The sequence below is a fragment of the Sphingobacterium sp. GW821-FHT03E03 genome (genome assembly GCF_059420745.1).
The window spans coordinates 14,001-37,656 of record NZ_JBWKUH010000013.1; the positions used below are offsets into that span (position 1 = coordinate 14,001).

21 protein-coding genes are annotated in these 23,656 nt (G+C 39.2%); 15 read left to right on the forward strand and 6 right to left on the reverse strand.

Annotated features, from left to right (window positions below; translation table 11 throughout):
* The first annotated feature begins 260 nt into the window (after window positions 1–260).
* The 5 genes from AC07UV_RS15105 (at window position 261) to rodA (ending at window position 5,997) form a co-directional block, all read left to right on the forward strand.
* Window positions 261–1,283, forward strand: coding sequence for a rod shape-determining protein (locus tag AC07UV_RS15105; RefSeq protein ID WP_028071379.1), 1,023 nt, complete (start codon window positions 261–263; stop codon window positions 1,281–1,283).
* 92 nt (window positions 1,284–1,375) lie between these two features.
* Window positions 1,376–2,218, forward strand: a complete 843-nt coding sequence (gene mreC / locus AC07UV_RS15110) for a rod shape-determining protein MreC (RefSeq protein ID WP_223585204.1) — start codon at window positions 1,376–1,378, stop codon at window positions 2,216–2,218.
* Between the two features lie 43 nt (window positions 2,219–2,261).
* Window positions 2,262–2,729: a rod shape-determining protein MreD gene (locus tag AC07UV_RS15115; protein ID WP_495184353.1), complete on the forward strand. Its 468-nt coding sequence runs from the start codon at window positions 2,262–2,264 to the stop codon at window positions 2,727–2,729.
* 27 nt (window positions 2,730–2,756) lie between these two features.
* On the forward strand, window positions 2,757–4,739 hold the full coding sequence (gene mrdA, locus AC07UV_RS15120; protein ID WP_495184354.1) for a penicillin-binding protein 2: 1,983 nt from the start codon (window positions 2,757–2,759) through the stop codon (window positions 4,737–4,739).
* Entirely contained in the window at window positions 4,732–5,997 is a 1,266-nt protein-coding gene (rodA, locus tag AC07UV_RS15125; protein ID WP_223585201.1) for a rod shape-determining protein RodA, read from the forward strand. The genes mrdA and rodA overlap by 8 nt, the downstream gene beginning before the upstream one ends.
* Before the next feature lie 28 nt (window positions 5,998–6,025).
* Here rodA and AC07UV_RS15130 read toward each other — a convergent pair whose 3' ends face one another.
* Genes AC07UV_RS15130 through AC07UV_RS15145 form a run of 4 tightly spaced genes read right to left on the reverse strand, consistent with a single transcriptional unit; the run spans window position 6,026 to window position 8,855 of the window.
* Window positions 6,026–6,880 (reverse strand): nucleoside phosphorylase, encoded by an 855-nt coding sequence (locus AC07UV_RS15130; RefSeq protein ID WP_495184355.1) that lies wholly within the window; start codon window positions 6,878–6,880, stop codon window positions 6,026–6,028.
* Window positions 6,877–7,494 (reverse strand): IMPACT family protein, encoded by a 618-nt coding sequence (locus AC07UV_RS15135; RefSeq protein WP_495184356.1) that lies wholly within the window; start codon window positions 7,492–7,494, stop codon window positions 6,877–6,879. The genes AC07UV_RS15130 and AC07UV_RS15135 overlap by 4 nt, the downstream gene beginning before the upstream one ends.
* Entirely contained in the window at window positions 7,494–8,363 is an 870-nt protein-coding gene (locus tag AC07UV_RS15140; protein ID WP_495184357.1) for an EamA/RhaT family transporter, read from the reverse strand. Before AC07UV_RS15140 ends, AC07UV_RS15135 begins: the two co-directional genes overlap by 1 nt.
* Window positions 8,364–8,378: 15 nt before the next feature.
* Window positions 8,379–8,855, reverse strand: a complete 477-nt coding sequence (locus tag AC07UV_RS15145) for a thermonuclease family protein (protein ID WP_282250018.1) — start codon at window positions 8,853–8,855, stop codon at window positions 8,379–8,381.
* A gap of 542 nt (window positions 8,856–9,397) precedes the next feature.
* Here AC07UV_RS15145 and AC07UV_RS15150 point away from each other — a divergent pair.
* From AC07UV_RS15150 to AC07UV_RS15170, 5 genes are all read left to right on the forward strand, one after another.
* Window positions 9,398–10,222 (forward strand): prephenate dehydratase, encoded by an 825-nt coding sequence (locus tag AC07UV_RS15150; RefSeq protein ID WP_077437425.1) that lies wholly within the window; start codon window positions 9,398–9,400, stop codon window positions 10,220–10,222.
* Between the two features lie 117 nt (window positions 10,223–10,339).
* The gene (locus tag AC07UV_RS15155; protein WP_282250021.1) at window positions 10,340–11,452 is read left to right on the forward strand and encodes a chorismate mutase; all 1,113 of its coding nucleotides are present in this window, start codon (window positions 10,340–10,342) and stop codon (window positions 11,450–11,452) included.
* Window positions 11,452–12,702 (forward strand): 3-phosphoshikimate 1-carboxyvinyltransferase, encoded by a 1,251-nt coding sequence (gene aroA, locus AC07UV_RS15160; protein WP_495184358.1) that lies wholly within the window; start codon window positions 11,452–11,454, stop codon window positions 12,700–12,702. The genes AC07UV_RS15155 and aroA overlap by 1 nt, the downstream gene beginning before the upstream one ends.
* A 208-nt stretch (window positions 12,703–12,910) precedes the next feature.
* A complete protein-coding gene (aroC, locus tag AC07UV_RS15165; RefSeq protein WP_495184359.1) occupies window positions 12,911–14,017 on the forward strand; it encodes a chorismate synthase in 1,107 nt (368 codons plus the stop codon).
* Entirely contained in the window at window positions 14,004–14,858 is an 855-nt protein-coding gene (locus tag AC07UV_RS15170) for an ROK family protein (protein ID WP_495184360.1), read from the forward strand. Before aroC ends, AC07UV_RS15170 begins: the two co-directional genes overlap by 14 nt.
* 118 nt (window positions 14,859–14,976) lie before the next feature.
* Here the strand turns inward: AC07UV_RS15170 and AC07UV_RS15175 are convergent, their stop codons facing one another.
* On the reverse strand, window positions 14,977–17,394 hold the full coding sequence (locus AC07UV_RS15175) for an alpha-ketoacid dehydrogenase subunit alpha/beta (protein WP_282250032.1): 2,418 nt from the start codon (window positions 17,392–17,394) through the stop codon (window positions 14,977–14,979).
* 279 nt (window positions 17,395–17,673) lie between these two features.
* Here AC07UV_RS15175 and AC07UV_RS15180 point away from each other — a divergent pair, with 279 nt between their 5' ends.
* From AC07UV_RS15180 to AC07UV_RS15190, 3 genes are read left to right on the forward strand one after another with little or no spacing between them, the layout of a single operon-like run.
* Window positions 17,674–18,864, forward strand: coding sequence for a DEAD/DEAH box helicase (locus AC07UV_RS15180; RefSeq protein ID WP_495184361.1), 1,191 nt, complete (start codon window positions 17,674–17,676; stop codon window positions 18,862–18,864).
* 52 nt (window positions 18,865–18,916) lie between these two features.
* The gene (locus AC07UV_RS15185) at window positions 18,917–19,663 is read left to right on the forward strand and encodes a hypothetical protein (protein WP_495184362.1); all 747 of its coding nucleotides are present in this window, start codon (window positions 18,917–18,919) and stop codon (window positions 19,661–19,663) included.
* A 36-nt stretch (window positions 19,664–19,699) separates the two neighbouring features.
* Window positions 19,700–20,155, forward strand: coding sequence for an NUDIX domain-containing protein (locus tag AC07UV_RS15190; protein ID WP_282250035.1), 456 nt, complete (start codon window positions 19,700–19,702; stop codon window positions 20,153–20,155).
* Window positions 20,156–20,512: 357 nt separating this feature from the next.
* On the opposite strand, the gene AC07UV_RS15195 is transcribed toward AC07UV_RS15190, so the two are convergent.
* Window positions 20,513–21,268, reverse strand: a complete 756-nt coding sequence (locus AC07UV_RS15195) for a class I SAM-dependent methyltransferase (RefSeq protein ID WP_495184363.1) — start codon at window positions 21,266–21,268, stop codon at window positions 20,513–20,515.
* A 156-nt stretch (window positions 21,269–21,424) separates the two neighbouring features.
* Between AC07UV_RS15195 and AC07UV_RS15200 the strand changes: the two genes are divergently transcribed.
* A complete protein-coding gene (locus AC07UV_RS15200) occupies window positions 21,425–22,306 on the forward strand; it encodes a LysR family transcriptional regulator (RefSeq protein ID WP_282250037.1) in 882 nt (293 codons plus the stop codon).
* A 35-nt stretch (window positions 22,307–22,341) separates the two neighbouring features.
* Window positions 22,342–23,478: a serine hydrolase domain-containing protein gene (locus AC07UV_RS15205; protein WP_495184364.1), complete on the forward strand. Its 1,137-nt coding sequence runs from the start codon at window positions 22,342–22,344 to the stop codon at window positions 23,476–23,478.
* The last annotated feature ends 178 nt before the right edge of the window (window positions 23,479–23,656 follow it).

The following is a 23,656-nucleotide window of genomic DNA, read 5'->3' on the forward strand; positions in this document are numbered from 1 at the left end:
ATCCTGAGGATTTCAGTACTCATACGGATTGCAAAGAATTCAAAAACACATTTTTAATTTCTGCTTACTATTGCTTCCAATAAAAAATAAGTTCCTGTTAAACGTAACAATTGTAGATTATATTCGTTAAATTTAAAGACAGTTTTTTCCAGATAGAATTTACTTGCAGAATATAGTTTTTTTTGATGTAGAACCTCAAAAAGATTAATTTTTTTTGTGTAGGTTTGCATATTATTTTAAAATAGCTTAAGGATTAGCAAATGGGCTTATTTAATTGGTTTACGCAAGAAGTTGCGATCGACTTGGGTACTGCGAACACCCTGATAATTCATAATGACAAAGTAGTAGTGGATGAGCCTTCTATTGTTGCATTTGACCGCACCACAAACAAAGTGATTGCCATCGGTCGACAGGCCATGCAAATGGAAGGTAAAACACACGACAATATAAAAACGGTACGACCTTTACGTGATGGAGTAATTGCTGATTTTACAGCCGCTGAACATCTGATTAGAGGGATGGTAAAATTGGTCAACAATGGTAAGAGTTGGTTTTTTCCATCCTTGCGAATGGTAGTCTGTATTCCATCAGGTATCACCGAGGTAGAGAAGAGAGCTGTACGCGATTCTGCAGAAATTGCAGGTGCCAAAGAAGTTTATCTGATCCACGAACCAATGGCAGCTGCCGTAGGTATCGGTATCGATGTGGAAGAACCAATGGGTAACATGATTATAGATATTGGTGGGGGTACGACAGAAATTGCGGTCATCGCATTATCTGGTATCGTATGTGATCAGTCTATCCGTGTAGCAGGTGACAACTTTGATTCTGATATTGTTCAATACATCCGTAGACAACATAATATCATGATCGGTGAGCGTACTGCGGAAAAGATTAAAATTGAAGTTGGTGCGGCACTTCCTGAATTACAGGAACCGCCTGCAGATTTTGCAGTTCAAGGTCGTGACCTCATGACTGGTGTCCCTAAACAGATTACCGTTTCTTACACAGAAATTGCCCATTGTTTAGATAAATCAATTTCAAAAATTGAAGAGGCCATCTTAAAAGCGCTTGAAATTACTCCACCCGAGTTGTCTGCCGATATCTATCAAACTGGTATCTATCTAACTGGTGGTGGTGCATTATTACGTGGTTTAGACCGTCGTATTCAAGCGAAAACAAAACTTCCTGTACACATTGCCGAAGATCCTCTTCGTGCTGTTGTAAGAGGTACTGGTATTGCGCTTAAAAATATTGGTCGATTCAAATTCTTGATGCAATAATTAGCGTTCGATAATTAACAAGATTTTATTAAAGAGCGATATAATATGCAAAATTATTATATCGCTTGCTTATTAAATACCCACGATAAAAAATGAGAAACCTTTGGTTATTCCTGAGACGATATAATGCATTCTTTTGGTTTATCCTATTTTTTGGATTCTCATTATTTTTGATTATCACCAACAATTCGTTTCAACGCAACTCTGTGTTAAATTCGTCCAATAGTGTAATTGGTAACCTTTATGCAAAGGTAAACTCGTGGAAAAGCTACTTACATCTAGGTGAGACAAATGATGCTTTAGCTAAAGAAAATGCGCAGTTACGGAAAGACCTTCAGGCCTATAAATCAACGGATAGTATTAAGATCGGACCAGTACCTGTCATGGATAGCAGTGAATTTGGGCGTTACCAATTTATTATTGCAAATGTAATCAACAACAGTATCCATCAAAAAGCGAATACAATCACGTTGGATAGAGGTAGTAAAGATGGTATTGAAAAAGGCATGGGTGTCATTGCTCCAAACGGAGTCGTTGGTATTGTATTAAATGTTTCGCCTAATTTTTCCACTGTGCAATCATTATTACACCCTGATACCCGTATATCGGTCACCTTGGGCCGCAGTGAGATCTTTGGTTCCTTAGTATGGGGTAACAACATCGATTATCGCGCAGCTACGGTTAAGGAGATTCCAAATCATATCAAAGTAAACAAAGGCGACAAAGTCTATACTTCAGGGTATTCGGGGCATTTTCCAAAAGGTATTTTTGTGGGAACAGTTATTCAAACGGGTATTTCGTCTGGAGACGCATTCCTGGATCTACGCATTCTTTTAAGCACCAATTTCTCTAATCTACAACATGTATATGTAGTAAAGGATTTATTAAATAATGAATTAAAAACATTGGAGGAATCGACTAAAGACAATGGCTAGGATTTTAATATTTAATTTTATTCGATTTATAGTCTTGATTGGAATGCAGGTATTTTTGTTCCAAAATATTGGCTATTATAACCTGGTTGCAGCGTTTCCTTATATTTTATTTATCTTTTTGCTGCCGACCGGAGCACCCAATTTTCTGGTTTACCTGATTGCTTTTCTAACAGGCTTGACAGTTGATTCCTTTTACGATACATTGGGGGTCAACACCGCCGCATGCGTGGCTTTGGCTGCATTCCGAATTTTCTTTATGAAGATCACTCTTGAAGTAGAGGAACGGGACTCATTTCTTACACCAATGTTGGGGTTGATGAATGTAAGATGGTTTTTCTCTTATATCTTTTTTGGTACATTGATTCATCATACATTCCTGTATCTACTGGAATCTTTCTCTTTCCAACATATTCAATACACACTGCTCAGTATTGTTTTAAGTTGTATATTTACGGTAATTATTATGCTGTTATTTAGCATATTATTCTACAAAAAGAAAGATCGATTGTAGTAGATCGGTGAATAGAAATTTATTTCTATGAATAGTTTTTTTGCTCGCAAGTACGTCGTTTCCGGAATCTTTGTTGCCATCGCGCTGACTTTGGTTGCCCGCCTATTTTATTTACAGATCATCGACGATTCCTATATACATTCAGCCAACAGCAATGTCATGCGGAAGGTCATCGTTTACCCTGCAAGGGGTGTTATTTTAGACCGCAAAGGAAAAGTATTGGTACAAAATGAACCTGTATACGACCTGATGGTTACGCCTCGCGAGGTCAAGGAGATTGACACTGCTTTGTTTTGTAAATTAATTGATATTGACAAAGAAGGCTTTATTAAACGGATGGATAAGGCTCGTGCCCATTCCCCATACAGGGCATCAATTTTTGAAAAACAACTATCCGTCCGGACTTGGGCACAATATCAAGAATATCAATATCAGTTTCGTGGATTCTATGTACAGAAGAGAACCATTAGAAGCTATCCTGATAGTATTGCAGCTCAATTTTTGGGTTATGTTAGCGAGGTAAACGATAAAGATATTGAACGATCCAATGGGTTTTACCGAAGTGGTGACTATATTGGAAGAAGTGGTGTTGAACGTTCCTACGAAGATCTGATCCGCGGTAAAAGAGGAGTTAACAATTTGATGGTGGATGCGCTGAATCGTCCCAAGGGAATATTTATGGAGGGGAAATATGATACCTTGGCCGTTGCCGGTGAAGGATTAGTTTCTTCCTTAGATAAGGATCTCCAAATATTAGGTGAAAGTTTAATGAAAAATAAGCTCGGCTCTATTGTTGCCATTGAACCTGCAACGGGGGAAATTTTGGCCTATATAAGTAGCCCGAGTTATAACCCCAATCTGATGGTAGGTCGACAAGTTGGCAATAATTATATGAAATTATTGAATGACGAAACCAAGCCCCTTTTTAACCGTCCTATTCAAGCCTCGTATCCTCCAGGATCCGTTTTTAAGGTTGTTTCAGCCCTGACAGCACAGCAAGCTGGCGTTATTGACCGAAACACCGTATTTTTCTGTCCCCATGGTTATAGCTATGGTGGCGGACGCGGCTGGATGGGATGTACCCACTACCACGGTTCGACCACTTTACAGCGTTCTGTAGCAGTATCCTGTAATACCTATTATGGTTTTACCTACGCCAAAATGATCGATGGACGGGGCCTCTCAGGTCCAAAAGCCTACGACCTATGGCGCAATGCAACCACACAGTTTGGAATCGGCCACAAATTGGGAATAGATCTACCAGGGGAAAAACCGGGATTATTGCCCACATCGGAGTTTTATACAAAACGATATGGCAATGACAAATGGCGTTCAAGTTTCAATATATCCTTATCCATTGGTCAGGGAGAGATGGGTATAACACCGTTACAAATGGCCAATATCATGGCTATTGTAGCCAACAAAGGTTTTTACTATAGACCACATCTCATCAAGGGTATAGGTGCGCAAAAAATCGCTAAAAAGGAATTTACAGAAAAGATCAGCGCTGGGGTAGATGAAAAATATTATCCTGTAGTCATCCAGGGGATGAGCGACGCTGTCAACACACCTGAAGGAACAGCTTGGTCTAATCGTATCCCAGGTATTGAAATGTGTGGAAAAACAGGGACGGCACAAAATCCACATGGAGAAAATCACGCGGTATTTTTTGCATTTGCTCCACGGGAAAATCCGAAAATTGCCATTGCAGTATTTGTTGAAAATGCTGGTTATGGTGGAACTTGGGCTGGTCCGATCGCTAGTATGATGGTGGAAAAATACCTGAAGGATACCATTACGACAGCAAAATATATTCAGGATCGGATCTATAAAGCAAACTTTCTTCCTGCACCAAAGAAAGTAATAGATCCCAAAAGTAAAGATGTCAAGAAAGCGGATTCGATCAAATCAAAAACAGATACTGTTAAATCAAAACGACAATTAGCGGCATTGGTAAAACCAAAAGAAACAATTGTTCACCATAGTGAGGTAAAAAGAAGATATGAATAATCAAAAAAATAGTTTCTTTGGAAAAATAGATTGGTTAACAATCATACTCTGGCTCTCACTTTGTCTGATCGGTCTGTTCAATATCCGTGCGGCTGTATTTAATCCGGAAATGCCTGGTTTTTTCACTTTAGGCACCAACTATGGAAAGCAGTCACTCTACCTGATCTCAGCGATTATCCTCGGCATATCCATCTTGATTATCGATGCCAAATTTTTCAGTTCGGCCTCACCCATATTTTATGGTATAACAGCCATACTCCTTGTCATTGTTTTGGTTGTCGGGCGAAATGTCGGCGGGAATCAGGCCTGGATTGATTTGGGATTTTTCAGGTTACAACCCTCCGAGTTTGCCAAGCTATCCACCTGTCTGTTACTGGCCAACTTTCTAAGTGCGCAGAGTAATAAAGCCCCAACTATGCAAACACTGGCTATGGGTGCAGGTATTGTACTATTTCCTGTATTCCTGGTTATGCTGCAGCCCGACACCGGTTCTGCACTTGCTTTCTTTTCGCTAATTTTTGTCTTTTACCGCGAAGGCTATGTAAACAATGAATTACTGATTTTTGGAGGCCTATGTATCTTACTTTTTGTTTTAGCTCTGTTATTCAATCCATGGATTCTTATTTTAGTCTTGGCGGCTATTATCGGATTTTTTATGTGGAGCTTCCGAAAGAAGAGAAAATATATTATTAATCTAAGTATCCTTTTTGCAGCCTGCACCGCATTTATATTATGTGTGGATCTGGTTTACGACCACGTATTACAACCGCATCAGCGTGACCGAATCGACATCATTTTGGGCAAAACAGAAGACCTCAAAGGAAAGGGTTATAATTTGAACCAGTCCAAAATTGCTATTGGATCGGGCCAATTCTGGGGGAAAGGCTATTTGCAGGGAACACAAACCAAATATAACTTTGTTCCCGAACAAAGTACTGACTTTATCTTCTGTACTGTGGGAGAAGAATGGGGCTTTGTAGGTTCAGTAACATTAATTGCCATCTATCTCACGCTGCTCTTGCGTATCATCCATATTGCAGAACGACAGCGTTCGGCTTTCGCCCGAATCTATGCCTACGGCGTGGCCTCTATCCTATTTTTTCACTTGTTTATCAATATCGGAATGACCATAGGAATTATCCCTGTCATTGGGATTCCATTGCCATTTGTCAGCTATGGAGGGTCTTCACTCTGGAGCTTCACAATACTACTCTTTATCATGCTCAAATTTGACTCCAACAGGAAAGGAGTTGTTTAACGCATACGTGGTACTTGGAGAGATTTCTCTAAATTCTTTCCAATACCAGTTGAATGGCTTTTCCCACGACTGCTTCAGGATTCGGCGAAAATTCTCCCGCTACCCGACTTGCTAAAATGGCATTTATGGATAGGGCCTGATGACCAAACATTTTCGCCAAAGCATAGATACCCGCGGTTTCCATTTCCAGATTGGTCAAACGGAAATTGTTATGCTTAAATGAATTTACCAAAGGAATCAGATCTGGAATCGTATTATCTGACCGCAGACAACGTCCTTGTGGCGCATAGAATCCCGGTGCTGTCAATGTCATCCCCTTGGGTAGATCAAAAGCAATTCGGTCTAATAGACGCTCTCCAGCCCCTGCTACATAAGGTTTTAAACTTAACTGTGGAAAATACCGAATTAAAGCCTGCTGGATATTCAATTCAATCTCATCGTAAGGTTTTTGGTAGAATTGCATCAATGCATCAAAGCCAACCCCATATTCCGAAGCCAATATACTTCCCATTTCAATATCCGTCTGTACAGCACCAGAAGTACCGATACGCACGATATCCAAAGAGGTCAACTCGCTTTTTACTTCCTTATGTTGAAAATCGATATTCACCAACGCATCCAATTCATTCAATACTATATCAATATTGTCTGTACCTATCCCTGTAGAGATCACGCTCAGCCGTTTAGTCCCAATATATCCTGTATGGGTGATAAACTCACGCTTTCCCTTTTTGAGTTCGATACGATCAAAATATTTCGATACCTTGGTCACACGGTCTGGATCTCCTACTGTAATGATCGTATGGGCTAAATCTTCTGGCATTAAATTCAAATGGTAAATACTTCCATCTGAATTTAAAATGAGTTCTGAATTGTTTATCATATCGTTCTTAAATAATTCAATTGACAACCTTCAATTTTCGAAAAACGTTCCACGACACGGTTTACCTGCATTTTCCGTACCTCAAATTCCAGATAGCAATTATTGTCAAATTCCTGCTTTTCGATTTCCAGTCCTTCTTCCTTAATAATACGCATAACATCATTCATATTTAGATAATCAAAGGTCAGCCCATAGCTATCATTCACTGTTCGTTCGATTATCTGAGCTTGATCCAAGGCATCCTGTGTTGCCGATTTATAAGCATTAATCAAGCCTGGTACGCCCAACAGTGTTCCTCCGAAATAACGGACGACAACAACGATTATATTGGTAATATCCGCCGAGAGCAAAGCATTTAAAATAGGACGCCCGGCGGTACCAGAGGGCTCACCGTCATCGTTTACGCGAAATACATTACGATCCGGAGTCAGCCGATAAGCCCAGCAGTGGTGTCTTGCTTTTGGATGTAGGGATTTCACCTCCTGTAGCAGATCTTTTAATTTCTCCTCAGATTTAAAAGGAAATGCATAGGCAATAAATTTGCTTCCTTTATCTCTAAAAATTCCTTCATAGTTTGCATCGATCGTTCGATAAGTATCTTCAAATAAACTCACTAATATGCGATAATTAAAACTGAAATAATGGAAAGAACTATCCCCAGGTAATTCAACCATGAGAGTCTTTCTTTAAAAAATAACACACCCACCAAAGCACCCAACGAGATAACACCAATATTCATTCCAGTAAATACAATGGAAGGATTCTCGGGTAATGCCCGATGTGCTTTCATATAAAATAATATATTACAAAAATTTAAAGCGCCTAAAATCAGGCCATAGACGACAGCTTTACCTGAAAAGCTCTGTTTTTCAACAAAGATAAAATAGCCTAATAAACCAAATGCGATCAGCATGGCCATGACAAAGATAATAAACATCGAACTGACATAAGGTATCGTCACATGCAATGCCACCTGTTTAAAAAGGATATCAATAATCCCCATACCAATAAAAACAAGCAATGGGTAGAGACTATTTTTATATCCAGTATTTGACAGGGTTACTGTAGGGAGAGATTTTCGCCAACCGATGGAACATATTATCGCCAATAGACCTATCCCTATCCCAAACAGTTTATTTCCCTGTAGCTTTTCGTGGAATAAAAAAAACGCTGCCAGTAAGGGAATAAATAAAGATAGTCGCTGCGCCACCTCCGTTTTTACCAAACCACTATAACGGATAGATAGCGCAATAAATACAAACATCCCCGGTAATAGTACAGCCAGTGTTGCATACAACGGGAATGGTAAGACATCCCAGCTAATTTCTTTTATTTCGGGTCGTAATATAAAGTAGGTCAAAGCAACTGCCATAGGATAATTCCAGACGATTACTTGTTTTGTTTCTACGCCATACTGTTTTGCCAATTTTAGTAATACGGCTACAGTGACGCTGCAGATAACACTTATGAGGACAAAAATCATTATTCTGTTACTAAATTATTTCCAAAGCCCACGCTTAGCCTGACGTGCCTGTCGTTCTAATTTTACAAAAAAATCAGCATACTGAACATTCGGCGTCAAGGTGTAAGTCACAGCATAGCCCTGCGCTACCAACTCCGCGTTAACAAATTTCTCCCTAAGATACACATAAGCTAGAAGTCTTCCATAACGATCCTTTTTACCAACATCAAATACCAGCTTCACATTCTTTCCGGTCAACATAGTTTTTAGATATTCTTTTGCCTCCACGCCATAGTAACCAATTTCCTTTCGTGCTGTTCTCCTTGTTTCGGGAGCATCAATCCCAATCAATCGTACCCGTTCGCCTTTTTTACTACCATTTTCAATCACAAAGGTATCGCCATCAATTACCCTTCGCACCTTCACATACCGCTCCTCCCCTTTATAAGAAAAACCTAAAAACAAGAGACAGATGATAGTGGCACTCACTAAAAAATTAAATCGCTTTAGCATAAAAATTACATTTGGGCAAAGGTAATAAAATACTTTTTCAGCAAAAAACGAATAAAACACAGCATATTTCAACAAAAAAAACAACTATTTTTAATAAAAAAACACTTAAAAAATAGAGACATTTTTAATATATTTTTTATGTTAAAAAACCATTAAAAAAAACGGATATAAAAAAGAAAACAAAACCATAAAACACTATATAAAAGAAAATTACAAATTTAAATAATCTCAAAAAGGCTATAAAAAACACTTATTTTCAATATAAAAAAAGCAATAAAAATCAACCAAAAACACATATATAAATGATGCATTTTTTATGAAAAAAATTATTTTTTCTTTGATATTTCAAAAACATTCGTACATTTGAAATGTCAAACAACACAAGGATGAACAGATCATATACATATTTCTATTTTAACTTCTTTTATTTTAAAAATAAGAGCCGGGATTAGATTGTGTATACATTAAAATATAACAAGAAAGAGTCCCGGTTTAGATCATCGGGACTCTTTCTTGTTTAAGGGCAAAATAGCAACAAAAAAATGAGTTTAAAAATTGCGATACAAGGAGCAAAAGCTTCATTCCACGAGGAAGCAGCATTTAAATATTTTGGACGCGAAGTCGAAATTGTTGAATGTGATTCATTCAAAAAAACCTGTGAATTGCTGAAGCAAAGAAAAGTAGATTACATTGTTATGGCGATTGAAAATTCGATTGCAGGTAGCCTGCTACCAAACTATAATTTGCTTCGGGATTATAAATTTCATATCACAGGAGAAGTCTATCTCAACATTCAGCAGAATCTGATGGTATTGCCGGGCGTCAAATTGAAAGACATCAAACATATCGAATCACATCCGATCGCGATCCGTCAATGCGAAGAATTTCTTTCGGAGCTGGAGGGTGTACGTATTACCGAAGGGTCAGACACAGCGGCCACAGCAAAGATGATTGCTGAACGGAAATTGACTGATACAGCTGCTATTGCTGGTACTTTAGCCGCTGAAATTTATGGGCTTGAGATTCTAGAGAAAAGAATCGAAACCAATAAAAAGAATGCTACACGTTTTCTGGTTCTTTCGAATGAGGTGGTTGAACACAAAAATGCCAATAAAGCATCCCTATCTTTCCAAACGGGAAATACAGTTGGTTCCTTAGCGACAATCTTACAGTGTTTTGCTGAGCAAAATATCAACCTGAGCAAGATTCAGTCTATGCCTGTTATCGGAAAACGCAACGAATATGACTTTTTCGTTGATGTTGAATGGAAAAAACAATCAGACTATGAAGCTGCGATCCGAAAAGTACTCAAACATAGTATCAATTTCAATATTATGGGCGAATACATCAAAAACGAGAAACTATAATCAACAAATTAATAATTATATTATAATCAACTTACCCTGAATCTGTTGAAGCGATAAAAACTTACAAAACAAGCATAACAGCTTAACAGACTCAAATACCTTTAAAAATTTATTCCGATGAAAAATACATTAGAAATCACTCCTTTGAAATCATGGTTGGATACTGGAGACAAACCTTTAATTATCGCAGGCCCTTGTAGTGCAGAGACAGAAGAGCAATTGGTATCTACAGCACATCTATTAGCGAATACTGGAAAAGTAAATATCTTACGTGCAGGAATCTGGAAACCACGTACTCGTCCAGGCGAATTTGAAGGTATCGGTTCCATTGGTTTGGAGTGGTTGAAGAGAGCAAAAGAAGAGACAGGTTTATTGACAGCTACAGAGGTTGCGACAGCAAAACACGTCGAAGAAGCTTTAGCAGCTGGTGTTGATGTACTTTGGGTAGGTGCACGTTCAACTGCAAATCCATTCACGGTGCAAGAAATTGCTGATGCGCTACAGGGAGTAGATGTACCAGTTTTCGTAAAAAACCCTGTTAACCCAGATTTATCGTTGTGGATCGGTGCTTTGGAGCGTATCAACCGTGCAGGTATCAAAAAATTAGGTGCTATCCACCGCGGATTCTCTTCTTACGAGAAAACAGCATTCCGCAATGAGCCGATGTGGGATCTAGCCATCCAGTTAAAAACTGCTTGCCCTAATTTGCCGATCATCAATGACCCTAGCCACATTTGTGGTAACCGCGAATTGCTACCGTACATCGCACAAAAAGCAATGGATATGGATATGCAAGGTTTGATCATCGAATCACATATTGATCCTTCTGTTGCATGGACTGATGCCAAACAACAAGTTACGCCAGCAGCCCTAGCAGAGTTGATCAATCATTTAACATTACGTAAGGCTGATTCTGACAACCCTTCATTCGAGGACAAATTAGCGGAATTGCGTAGCAACATTGATAAATTGGACGATTTAATTATCCAAAAAATTGGCGAGCGTATGAAAATTGCAGAGAAAATCGGTGAATACAAACGCGATAACAATGTGACGATCTTACAGGTAAACCGTTGGGATGAGATTGTTCAAAAACGCACAAAACTTGCTGAAGCACTTTCTTTAGGCAATGAATTTGCAACAAAATTCCTAGAATTAATTCACAACGAATCTATCCGTAAACAAAACGCGGTAATGAATTCACAGGAACAACCTACAGCAGAAGCATAATGAATCAACAAGTCATCAAGCTGACGCACCCATCAAAAAAAATAAAAGGCACGGTTCAACTGACAGGATCAAAATCCGAGAGCAACCGTGCTCTTATTATTCACTCGTTGAGCAAGGGACAGGTTGATATAGCGAATCTTTCCGAGGCTGCCGATACGGTGACGTTAAACCGTGTATTACAGATCGCATCAGATCCTCAACCCGGCTACAACACGATTGACATCGGTCCGGCAGGTACGGCAATGCGCTTTTTAACGGCCTACCTAAACCTTGTTCAAGGAAACTTTATCCTTACTGGGACCGAACGCATGCAACAACGGCCAATTGGTATATTGGTTGATGCCATGAAGGAGATCGGCGCTGACATTCATTATGAAAAAAAGGCCGGCTATCCGCCCCTAAAAATAGAGGGCGGCATATTTCAAGGAAAGGGCCGTGTCCGGATAAAAGGCAACATCAGTAGTCAATACATCTCGGCGCTGCTATTAATTGCTCCCGCATTGAAAAAAGGGCTTACATTGGAAATCGAGGGTGAACTGACTTCCAGACCCTATGTATCCATGACCCTCGATATGCTAAAAAGCGTCGGCATACAGCATGAGTGGACAGCGAATGAAATACATATTGCCCCACAGACTTTTTCAAAAAGCACGATTTATGTGGAGCCAGATTGGAGCGCAGCTTCTTACTGGTACGCTATTGTAGCGCTGGCAGAAGACGGAGCATCTATCGTCTTACCTGGGCTTAAAAAAGACAGTCTTCAAGGAGATATTGCAATTGTCGATATCATGACCCATTTTGGCGTGCTATCCAGTTTTGAATCCGATGGCTTGCATCTTCATAAAACAGCAATAGATTCGAAAAAAACGTTATTTGATTTCAAAGAATGCCCCGATCTCGCGCAGACTGTCGTCGTTGTCGCTGCAGCTTTAGGTCGTGACGTTTCATTTACAGGTCTTGAAACATTAAAGATCAAAGAAACTGACCGAATTGCCGCTTTACAGACTGAGATAGCAAAATTTGGCGCTGAATTGATAGCAGATAACGAAACCTATCATCTTAAAACAGCACATGTATTCCAGCCAAAAGACGTGACTTTTGATACCTATGAGGACCACCGTATGGCAATGGCGTTTGCGCCCCTTGCATTGGTTTTTGACCAGATCAAGATTGCGGAGCCAATGGTTGTAGAAAAATCGTATCCTGATTTCTGGAAACATCTGCAGGCCCAATCTTTTATCATTGACTAATATTTAAAAAACCGGGAGATGTATGCTCCCGGTTTTTACAACCTATATACACGCTATTAATAGCTTTAATGGCAACGAAAGAAGTACTACCCGCACACAGACCCAGACATGATTAAAAATAATCAAAATTGATAAAGTTGGGTTTTACAGTAGCGTTTTCATTGCATTTAAAGGCAAATTTATCTAAGTTTATTGAAATTTAATTCTTATGGCAGGAAACTCATTTGGCGATTTATTCAGAATCAGCACTTTTGGCGAATCACACGGAAAAGCGATCGGTGTAATTATTGATGGTTGCCCCTCAAATATAACGATAGACGAAGAGTTTATACAGTCTGAACTAGATAAACGGAAACCGGGACAGTCCAGAATTACCACACAACGAAAAGAAAGTGATACCGCTCAGATACTATCAGGCGTATTCGAAGGGAAGTCGACCGGAACTCCGATTGCCATTGTTATACCAAATGAAGATCAACGTTCTAAGGACTATACCCACATTAAAGATATCTTCAGGCCTTCCCACGCGGACTTCACCTATCAGATGAAATATGGTATCCGAGACTACCGTGGCGGTGGCCGTTCCTCAGCCCGCGAAACAGCCGCCCGCGTTGCTGCAGGTGCTGTTGCAAAGAGCTTTTTACAACAATTTGGCATCGAAATCTTCGCGCATGTCTCGGGTGTGGGTAAGATCGAAGCGCCCAATTTGGACACCAAAGATCTTAAAGCCCTGCTTGAGCTACGGGAATCCAATATCGCACGCTGTGCTGATCCGGCCACAGCCAATGAAATGGTCGAATTTATAGATTCAGTAAGAAAAGCGGGTGATACAGTAGGTGGACGCATTTCGGCGGTGGTAAGACATGTTCCCGTTGGACTTGGAGAACCCGTATTTGACAAACTTCATGCTGACCTCGCAAAAGCGATGATGAGCATTAATGCCGTACACGGATTTGAATATGGATCAGGTTTTGCAGGTTCAGAGTTGCGAGGTTCCGAACATAATGATATATTTGTAGCAGATGACCATGATTTAAGTCAAGTGCATACACATACCAATTTCTCAGGGGGAATACAGGGCGGCATATCAAACGGTATGGATATTACTTTTAAAGTAGCATTTAAACCTGTTGCCACCATCATGAGAGATCAAGAAACAGTAGATATCCATGGCAACCCGGCCATCGCAAGTGGTAAGGGAAGACATGATCCTTGTGTTGTTTCGAGAGCGGTAATTATTGTAGAAGCCATGGCGGCACTTGTGATTGCGGATCATCTACTTAAACATCAAAGTTACAAACATGCTGCAAGATAATTATGTCGTAGGTGTTGATATTGGAGGCACTCATATTTCTGCCTGTATCATTGATACCAAACAATGGAATATACATTTAGAGAACGTGGTCAGAAACCACGTTTTTTCTCAAGGAGATGCTAAAACGATTTTACACACCTGGGCTTCCACAATACAGGATAGTATTACCACCTCACCCACTGCTATTCAATTCATTGGCATAGCAATGCCGGGGCCTTTTGACTATGAAAATGGTATCTCTAAAATGTTAGGACAAAGCAAGTACGACAACTTGTACGATCAAGACATTAAAAGCCTTTTATCCGCTGAGTTGGGTTTACCTCCTACCGCCATTCACTTTATCAATGATGCAGCGGCTTTCCTACAGGGGGAAATATTTGTACAGAACCTTCAGACCAATCCGAGAATACTCGGGATTACATTGGGCACAGGCTTAGGATCTGCGGTATGGAATAAAGGCGAGAAGGCCTTCGATGCAGACCTTTGGAATACACCTTATCAAGAAAGTATCTTTGAAGAATATCTTGTGACAAGATGGTTTGTCAAACGATTCAAAGAAATCACTGGGAAAGATGTCACTGGTTTAAAGGAAATCTTGGACAATCATAGAGAAACGGCTGCATTCGCTACAATCAAAGATGAATACGCAACACATTTATTTGATTTTATGCAGTTTTTTGAAGAAAAATATCAGACTAACATCTTTATTATTGGTGGTAATATTGCGAAAGCACTTCCTATCTTTATTGCAGATCGGGAAGAATTCAATAGATTCACCATCCATACAGCGATATTGGGTGAGAAGGCAGCCATGATCGGCGCCGCAAGTATTTTCAGTTAGTCCAAGGACTTAAAACACAAAATAGCGTTTCCCCTAAAAAGAATGCTATTCAAGGAGCGTCCCGCAAGAAGCTCTTTGAATAGCATAATTAAAATAACAAATCTAAAGAAATATCCATTTATTCAAACATAGATGGATATTTTTCTGGATTACCCTCATGCATGATCGCATACACAGTTTCCACAACATCATCCGAAGATGGTTTCGAGAAATAGTCACCATCCGAACCATAGGGAGGGCGATGTGCTTTTGCAGTCAATGTTCGAGGCTGGCTATCAAGTAAATAATAACCATTTTGATTTTCGAGTATTTCCTGCAGTATAAATGCGGCAGCACCTCCTGGTACATCCTCATCCACAACCAATAACTTATTTGTTTTTTTCAGAGATTCAGCACATAATTGTCCTTTGTCAAACGGCAACAAGGTCTGGGCATCGATAATCTCAATAAATATCCCCAAACGTTCCAATTCTACAGCAGCTTCTTCGACAACACGCAAAGTTGAGCCATAGGAAACAACTGTAATATCCTGTCCTTCTTTAATGCGCTCAGCATAACCTATTGGCACTGTAAATTCACCAACATTCTCCGGCAAACGCTCTTTGAGGCGATATCCATTCAGACATTCAACAACAATAGCTGGTTCATCTGAGCGGAAAAGTGTATTATACATTCCAGCAGCTTGTGTCATATTACGAGGCACACAGACATGCAATCCTCTTAAAGAGCCCAATATCACAGACATTGGTGATCCCGAATGCCATACCCCTTCCAGACGGTGTCCGCGGGTACGGATAATGACCGGGGCTTTTTGCCCCCCGAAAGTACGGTAACTTAAGCTGGCCAAATCGTCGCTGGCAACCGTGATACCGTAGATCAAATAATCTAAGTATTGAATTTCAGCAATTGGTTTTAACCCACGGATTGCCAATCCGATCCCTTTACCGATAATTGAATTTTCGCGGATCCCAGTATCAAATACGCGATGCGTACCGAGCTTATCCTGTAGACCTGCAAATCCTTGGTTGACATCTCCTATTTTCCCCACGTCTTCCCCGAATGCTAATAAACGTTCATCACGTTGAAAATTTTCTTCAAAACAAAGATTCAACACTTCCCGACCATCCACAATTTTAGAATCTTCATTATAAATCGCTTCTACTGCAGGCACATTGAAGGGAGAATCAACACCATCAGTAAATAATTTCGAATTATACCGCTTCTCGTTAATTTCTTGTTTAACCTTATACCAATTCAACAATTCCTGACGGCCTTCCGTATGTTTTTCCTTTAGCTCATGCAATATCTTCCGGACCTGTCCATACACCTCTTTCAGAGAAGGCTCTACCATCGATTGCAGTTTTTTTGCTGCGAAGTCCGCTTTTTCATTTGGAATTCGTGACAATAAATCAATGGCTTCTTTTGCTTCAAGCGTCAAAGTTCTGATATAATCAGTCCAAGCCCTTTTTTGTTCCTGACGGACAAAATCCTTGGCATCACGATCCAACTGGTCCAGCTCTTCATCCGTAGCGATACCCGAGCTTTGTATCCACTCCTTCATTTTCGCGATACAGTCGAAATCCGTTTCCCACTGCAAGCGTTCCTGAGATTTATAACGTTCGTGGGATCCCGAAGAGGAATGCCCTTGTGGTTGTGTCAATTCGGTCACATGGATCAGACATGGGATATGCTTTTCTCTTGCTATATTTGCGGCCTGTTCGTATGTTTCACACAAGCCTGCATAATCCCAACCTCTTACTTTAAAAATTTCAATTCCGTTTGTCAACTCCTCCTTTTGGAAACCCTTGAGTATTTCAGAAATATCACCTTTTGTAGTCTGGGTTTCATTCGACACCGAAATTCCGTAACCATCATCCCAAATAGAAATAACTGCAGGAATCTGATGTACTCCAGCAGCATTGATGACTTCAAAAAATACACCTTCTGAGGTCGCAGCGTTCCCTATTGTACAGAAGGTAACTTCATTTCCTTTATTCGAGAAATAGGACAAATAATCCAAATTTCTATTTTGTTTATATAATTTAGATGCTAGTCCTAAACCCAAAATTCTGGGCATTTGCCCTCCTGTGGTAGAAATGTCCGAAAAGGAATTTTTCTGTACCGTTTGATCAAGCCAATTCCCCTGATCATCCAGCACCCGTGTAGAAAAATGACAGTTCATTTGCCGACCGGCAGAAGAAGGATCCGCCTCAACATCCGGATGCGCATATAATTGGGAGAAAAAACGATAGACATCACTGATGCCTGAAGCAAATATAAATGTCTGGTCACGGTAATATCCTGATCGCCAATCGCCATTTCTGAAGACTTTAGCCATCGCAATTTGTGCCAACTCTTTTCCATCGCCAAAAATACCAAACTTCGCCTTGCCTGTAAGCACTTCCTTACGTCCCAATAAACTTACGTAACGACTTTCCAAAGCGGTCCGATAATCATTCACAATAATCTTTTTGAACTCGTCAAAGCTCAAAGTGGAAATAGATTCATTGTTTTGGTCAAATGCAGTATCAAACATATTCTTTTTTGTTTCAACAAATTTAACAAAAATATTATTCTATATAATTGGTGTTTGTCAAATAATTTGACAATCAATAGTTCGTATTTGAAATAGAATATTCTAATTTCTCAAATTAGTACTTTTTGAGAAAAATTCCTAATTTTTGCAGATTTTTAATTATTATAGATAGGAATTAAACGCTAGCGATACGAGATCAGAAATTCATAGCTTCATGATCTCCTAAGACAAAGGCTCGGGATTGAGATAGATCTTCTTTTTAATTTTAACTTTTTTACTGTGAATTTTTCGACACTACAACTCAATAAACTCCTTTTTTCCAACATTGAAAAACAAAAGCTTTCGGTACTGACAACCGTCCAGGAACGGGTGATCCCTGCTATATTAGCTGGTCAAGATTGTCTGGCGATTGCTCCTACGGGAACAGGAAAAACCGAAGCTTTCACTATCCCGATCGTACAACATTTATTGGAAAAGGAAGAAAGAGAACATGCCTCCGTACTTATTCTGCTTCCAACACGCGAACTCTGTATCCAAACGAAAGATCGAATTGCTAAACTGATTGAGGGTACAGGTCTCGATACCGCCAGCTTTTATGGTGGCGGAACTTACGACAGCCAGCTTGCGGCCTACCCTAAAGCTCAGCTGATCCTGGCTACTCCAGGCAGACTGCTCGACTTTCTAGAACAACAGGTTGTTGATCTAAAAGGAATAAACACTCTAGTCATTGATGAATTTGATCAATTGCTCGATCTTGGCTTTGCACTAGAAATCAATAAAATTATGCAGGCACTTCCCACCGAAAGACAGTCTATTTTCGTCTCGGCCACACGCACAGCAGAGATGGATAAGATCATTCTAAAAAGACTCAAAAATCCGATAGAAGTCACAGTAGAAGATCATCTTAAAAAAGGAAAAATAAGCGAGTATGTGTTGTATGTCGATAAAAACGACAAGAAAAATCTAGTCCGTTACCTTCTTGAAAACAGAATTAAATCACAGGCCCTTATTTTCACGCGGACGGTACATGCTGTGGAACGGATTGAAGCAGACCTCCATCGAAATGGCATTTCGGCACTAGCACTATACGGTGATAAGTCGCAACAGCAGCGTGAGGAGATTGTCGCCAAATTTAGAAATAAAGAAAACAGGGTTTTGATTGCGACGGACTTGCTGGCAAGAGGCATAGATTTCCCCGATTTGGAAGCTATCATAAACTATGAAGTACCGGACTCCCCAGAAATATATACACATCGTATCGGAAGAACAGGCCGCTCTCAGACCGACGGTACGGCCATCACACTCTGCGACGCCGAAGACAACCAGAAGTGGATCAAGCTACAGTTATCATTAAATAAACAGATACAGATTGACGATCAACATCCATTTTTACTGAGTTGGGAGAAAATGCTGTCCAGTAGCCAAAACAATAGCCGAAAAGGACAATCAAAATCAAGAAAACGTCGTTAAATTATAATTATTCTTTTACTTTTACCTGCAATTAACAAAATCACAGTCCAAGATGAGTACAATACATTTATTTGACGATAGTAACAATGCGAACGACAATCGCTTAGGGGATCTGGAAAAAACCATCATCATTAATAATCTGATGGAGGTTCCTTTTGCAGAGCGGGATGAATTATGGCGTGATACCTTCTTAAATAACATCGCAGAGTGTACATTGAAACTCGCCGAAACCGAAGTAGTCATCGGTCCGGATGGATTTCCCTATTTCCAGTTGGAAAGTGTCCCCAAAGATCAGAATTTTCAAGCCTTTGTGATCAAAAACCGTTTAAAGGATTTTGTACTACCAAAAGGCTTTGGTATTGCCATTAACACACAAAATGAGAATCCAGATTGGATTTTTACCTATGGTGATTTGGTCAATTATTTCCTGAATGAGGAATTTTATACAGACGAGAGTATTTTTTCGCAAAAAAATGAGCAAACCACGATCGGTAAAGATGAAGAAATCTTAGTTGGCCAACCGTCCGAAACGATCCTACCGCATCATGTACGCACACAGCTTCGTGAGTTTTTAGATTATTATGGCGTCAAGAATGCCAAAATTATGCTTATCGCACGTAATTATAAAGACGAAGAAAAAGCCTCTCAAGATCTGGTATTTAATATCGTTGCCAATCAGTTTAGAACAGAGAAAGAATTTACGAATATCATGGAAGCAATAGGTTGGTTTTTGCCAAGACATTATTCCTATATCGGGTTGGATGAATTTGCGGTTGAAAATGGTTTCATGCCATTATAAAAGAAAAAATTTGATTATATAAATAGAGAATAAATAATGTTTCCATTTAACGTAAGAGTATACGGGATATTGATCAACGAGAAACAGGAAGTGCTGATCAGTGATGAAAGAACGGAAAATGTTTCATTTACCAAATTCCCCGGTGGAGGGCTAGAGTACGGAGAAGGTCTATTGGAGGCTTTAATTAGAGAATATCAAGAAGAGTGTGCATTTGACATTGACGTCGTTAAGCATATCTATACAACTGATTTTTACGAAAAATCAAGCTTCAACGACAGTCAGATTATATCAATTTACTATCAGGTCAAAAATACATCAGCCATTCAGATCAGAACGACTACTAAAGCATTTGATTTTGATCTGGATCAGAAAGTCGAAGATAATAAGCGTCAATCCTTCCGATGGGTTCCGTTACATACACTTTCCATAGAAGATCTGACATTTAAAACCGATCAGATCGCCTGGTTGGAATTTTTGAAAACAATCAAATGATAATAAATTTCTAATTTTCGTCGATTTTATTTGTATTTAAAAAATAAACATATATCTTTACGTAAACCAATGGAAATACTTTGTTTTTTTAAAGTATTGACCTTAATAACTACATTTTATTATTTTTTTGATATCTCGCTAAGACGAGATGGGTGAAGAGGGAAGTGATATCAAACAGACATTGGTTTATTGAATTTGTAAATTCCTAGTCCTATAGGTTTTTTAATAGTTAGTGTGATTTTATGGCGATACTCCCCGTATCGCCTTATTTTTTTATCATTCCATTCACTATGTTTCACCCCTAGCGTTTATCTATGCATCTTGTCTGCTTTGTAGTGTTATTATCAAACAAGAGTACTATTTGAATGCGACGAAAGAAGCAAAACACAAATTCTTGTGTAGTACATCTATATCTTTAAATCCGACCTTAGCCAATAGCTCAAGCTGATAGACCAACGATCGCGATGTATCCTCATGTTCCACATAGGCAAAAACATGGTCACGATACGCTTCGTTTTGCAAGTTAGTCAAATACGCACCATATTTTTCACGATAGATCAGCTGTTGAAGAGGGGCACTATTTTGTTCGATTAAATCGAAAATCCATACACTTCCCCCGCTTTTGAGAAGTTTAAAAAGTTTGCGAAATGCGGTCTCCCAATCTTGATCGTCTCTCAAATGATGCAAAACTGCTGTCGCAATAATCACATCAAATTTCTCCTCGAACAGATCGGCCTGTCGAAAATCGCCTTTAATCAAATGAACTGCCCCAGTTGTAAGTACGCCAACACGTTCTTTGGCTCGCTCCAACATGGGCAAGCTCAGATCGACCAAGGTAACATCGGGATTGGATCTGACTTTCTGAAGCAGTTTCACGTCATAATTACCTGCACCGCAGCCGATATCCAACACCTGCTCAAGATTCGGGTAGAGCGATGAAATTGCGTCTGTTATAAGTTCCATATTCCAGACCGCATCCAATGTAGTCGCCTGACCTGTTTCTAAATTAGAAAACCGCTCGACATCCTTGTCAAATCGCGTTTCTATTTCTTGTAATGTCGCCTTATTCATAGCTAAATAAATATTTGTGAGCACAAATGCTCGGTTTATCATTCCATGGAAATATCGAATATCCAAATTATTTTCATAAGCGCTTTTTGCATTCTATGCATTGATATCACCTATAAATTTTAATTATTTAAAGGTAGGGTTAACTCAAATTCATTAAAAATATTTATTTTGTCATCGATTCATACCAAAAAAGTATCAATGGAAATCCGACATCTTATTTATTTCAAAACAGTAGCCGAGGAACTCCACTTCGGAAGGGCTGCTGAGCGGTTATTTATGTCCCAACCACCGTTAAGTCGACAAATCAAAGATCTTGAAGATGAGCTGGGCGTTATACTCTTTTTCAGAACGAACAAAAGGGTGGAACTGACCGAAGCGGGTAAATACTTTTTGGAAGAGGTTGTTGAGATACTTCAAAATTTAGAGCATAGCAAAACTATCACAAAACAGATCCATAACAATATTTCAGGTGAGTTTAAGTTGGGTTATATCAGTTCCACACCAAAGCAGATGTTGGCAACGGTATTGAAACAGATTCAACAAAAATTTCCCTATCTAAGGGTCAGTTTGTTTGAGACATCAACACAAAAACAAAAAGCTGCGTTGGAAAATGGAAAACTGGATCTCGGTATTATGCGTGCCCCTATTTACGCGAGCGAACTCCTTATCACCCCCTTATTCGAAGACCCGATGGTTATTGTGGGATCCACGGAAGTAGACTTCAAGAACATCAATTTTTTCAATGAGAATTTTATCTCTTTCAATCAAAAATATGCTTCTGAATATCATCGCCTAACAATCAATACCTGTAATCGCATGGGGTTTGAACCCAAAATTGTGCATCAAAGCAATTCCATGTCTTCTATCCTCGAACTTGTTTCTCAGGGATTAGGTTTGGCTGTTGTCCCGGCATCCACAATAAAACAGTATCCACATCTAAAATTGAAAATCCTCAAACTTGATGACACAGATAGTAAAACAGAGGTAATTTTGGTTTCGAATATAAAAAGTAAGAATAGTGCTCTTGCTGAATTTATTCAATGTATTCAAAAAGAATATCTTAAATTCAATAAAGGTTAATAACCAATCCTGATTATTTTGTTCACGTACACAGCATGAAAAAGACCATCATTTCCCTCTTTCACTTAGCACTGTTGCTCCCCGTATTATTGTTCGGACAGGAGACTCCAGAAATTGACCAAAGATTGCAGACCATTATGCAACGATATCAAGCAATAGGACTTAGTGTAGTACTTGTAAAAAACAACCAGATTTATTTTCATAAGAATTATGGCAACAAAAATATTGAGGACAAGACTTTGCTAAATGACGATGATATCTTTCGGATCGCTTCCATATCAAAGTCGTTTACCGCGACCTCTTTTATGCAGCTTTTGAAACAGGGGCGATGTTCTTTAGATGATGATTTCGGAGATCTTATCGGTTTTCCGATTAGAAATCCAAATTATCCCCAGGAAAAAATTACCCTTCGGATGATACTTTCTCACACCTCGAGCATTAATGATCAAAACGGTTATTTTAATCTGGATGTTATTAATCCAACCAAAAATCCGAATTGGAAAAGTTCTTATAATAATTATAGACCAGGCAGCCAATATCAGTATTGTAATCTAAATTTTAATATGGCCGGCGCCGTATTGGAGAAGCTGACTCAGATGCGTTTTGATAACTACATATCCAAAAACATTCTTAAGCCATTGAATCTTTATGGTGGATATTGTGTTGACTCGCTAGATCATTTGAGATTAGTCCCTTTATATTCATTCGATAAAAAAGCTAATATTATCGAAGAACTGAATGCATATGCACCCAGACGTGATGAACTTGCAAATTATCAATTGGGCTATACGACTCCTGCACTCTCCCCGACTGGTGGAATGAAGATATCGACACTCGATCTTGCAAAATATATGCTTATGCAGATGAACTATGGTACGGGTAACGGAAAGAAAATAATGGATAAAAAATATGCAAAGATAATGCAAACTGCTGTTAATAAAGATGCAGGGTATGGCCTCGCTATTATGAACGAAAATACGGTAATTCCAGGTGTTACATTAACGGGACATACGGGATCTGCTTATGGCCTATACAGTGCAATGTTTTTCAATCCTGTAAAAAAATATGGATTTGTAGTAATCACCAATGGCTGCAACATACCTGATAGCGAAAATTTTAATCCTCTGCTCAAAGACTGCATCCGCGCCTTATATGACACGTATATAAAATAGGCTGAAATTCAGCAAAAAGTTTTACAATTTTTATTTTCAACCGTTTATTTTCAACTGCGAAAAAAGGGCTTAATAAACCAAAAAGCTGGAACACATTCAGAATCAAACTTTCTGTCTTTCAGCCATAAAAATACCCCCAAATAGTTGAACACTATTTGGGGGTATAGCGTATTTCTTG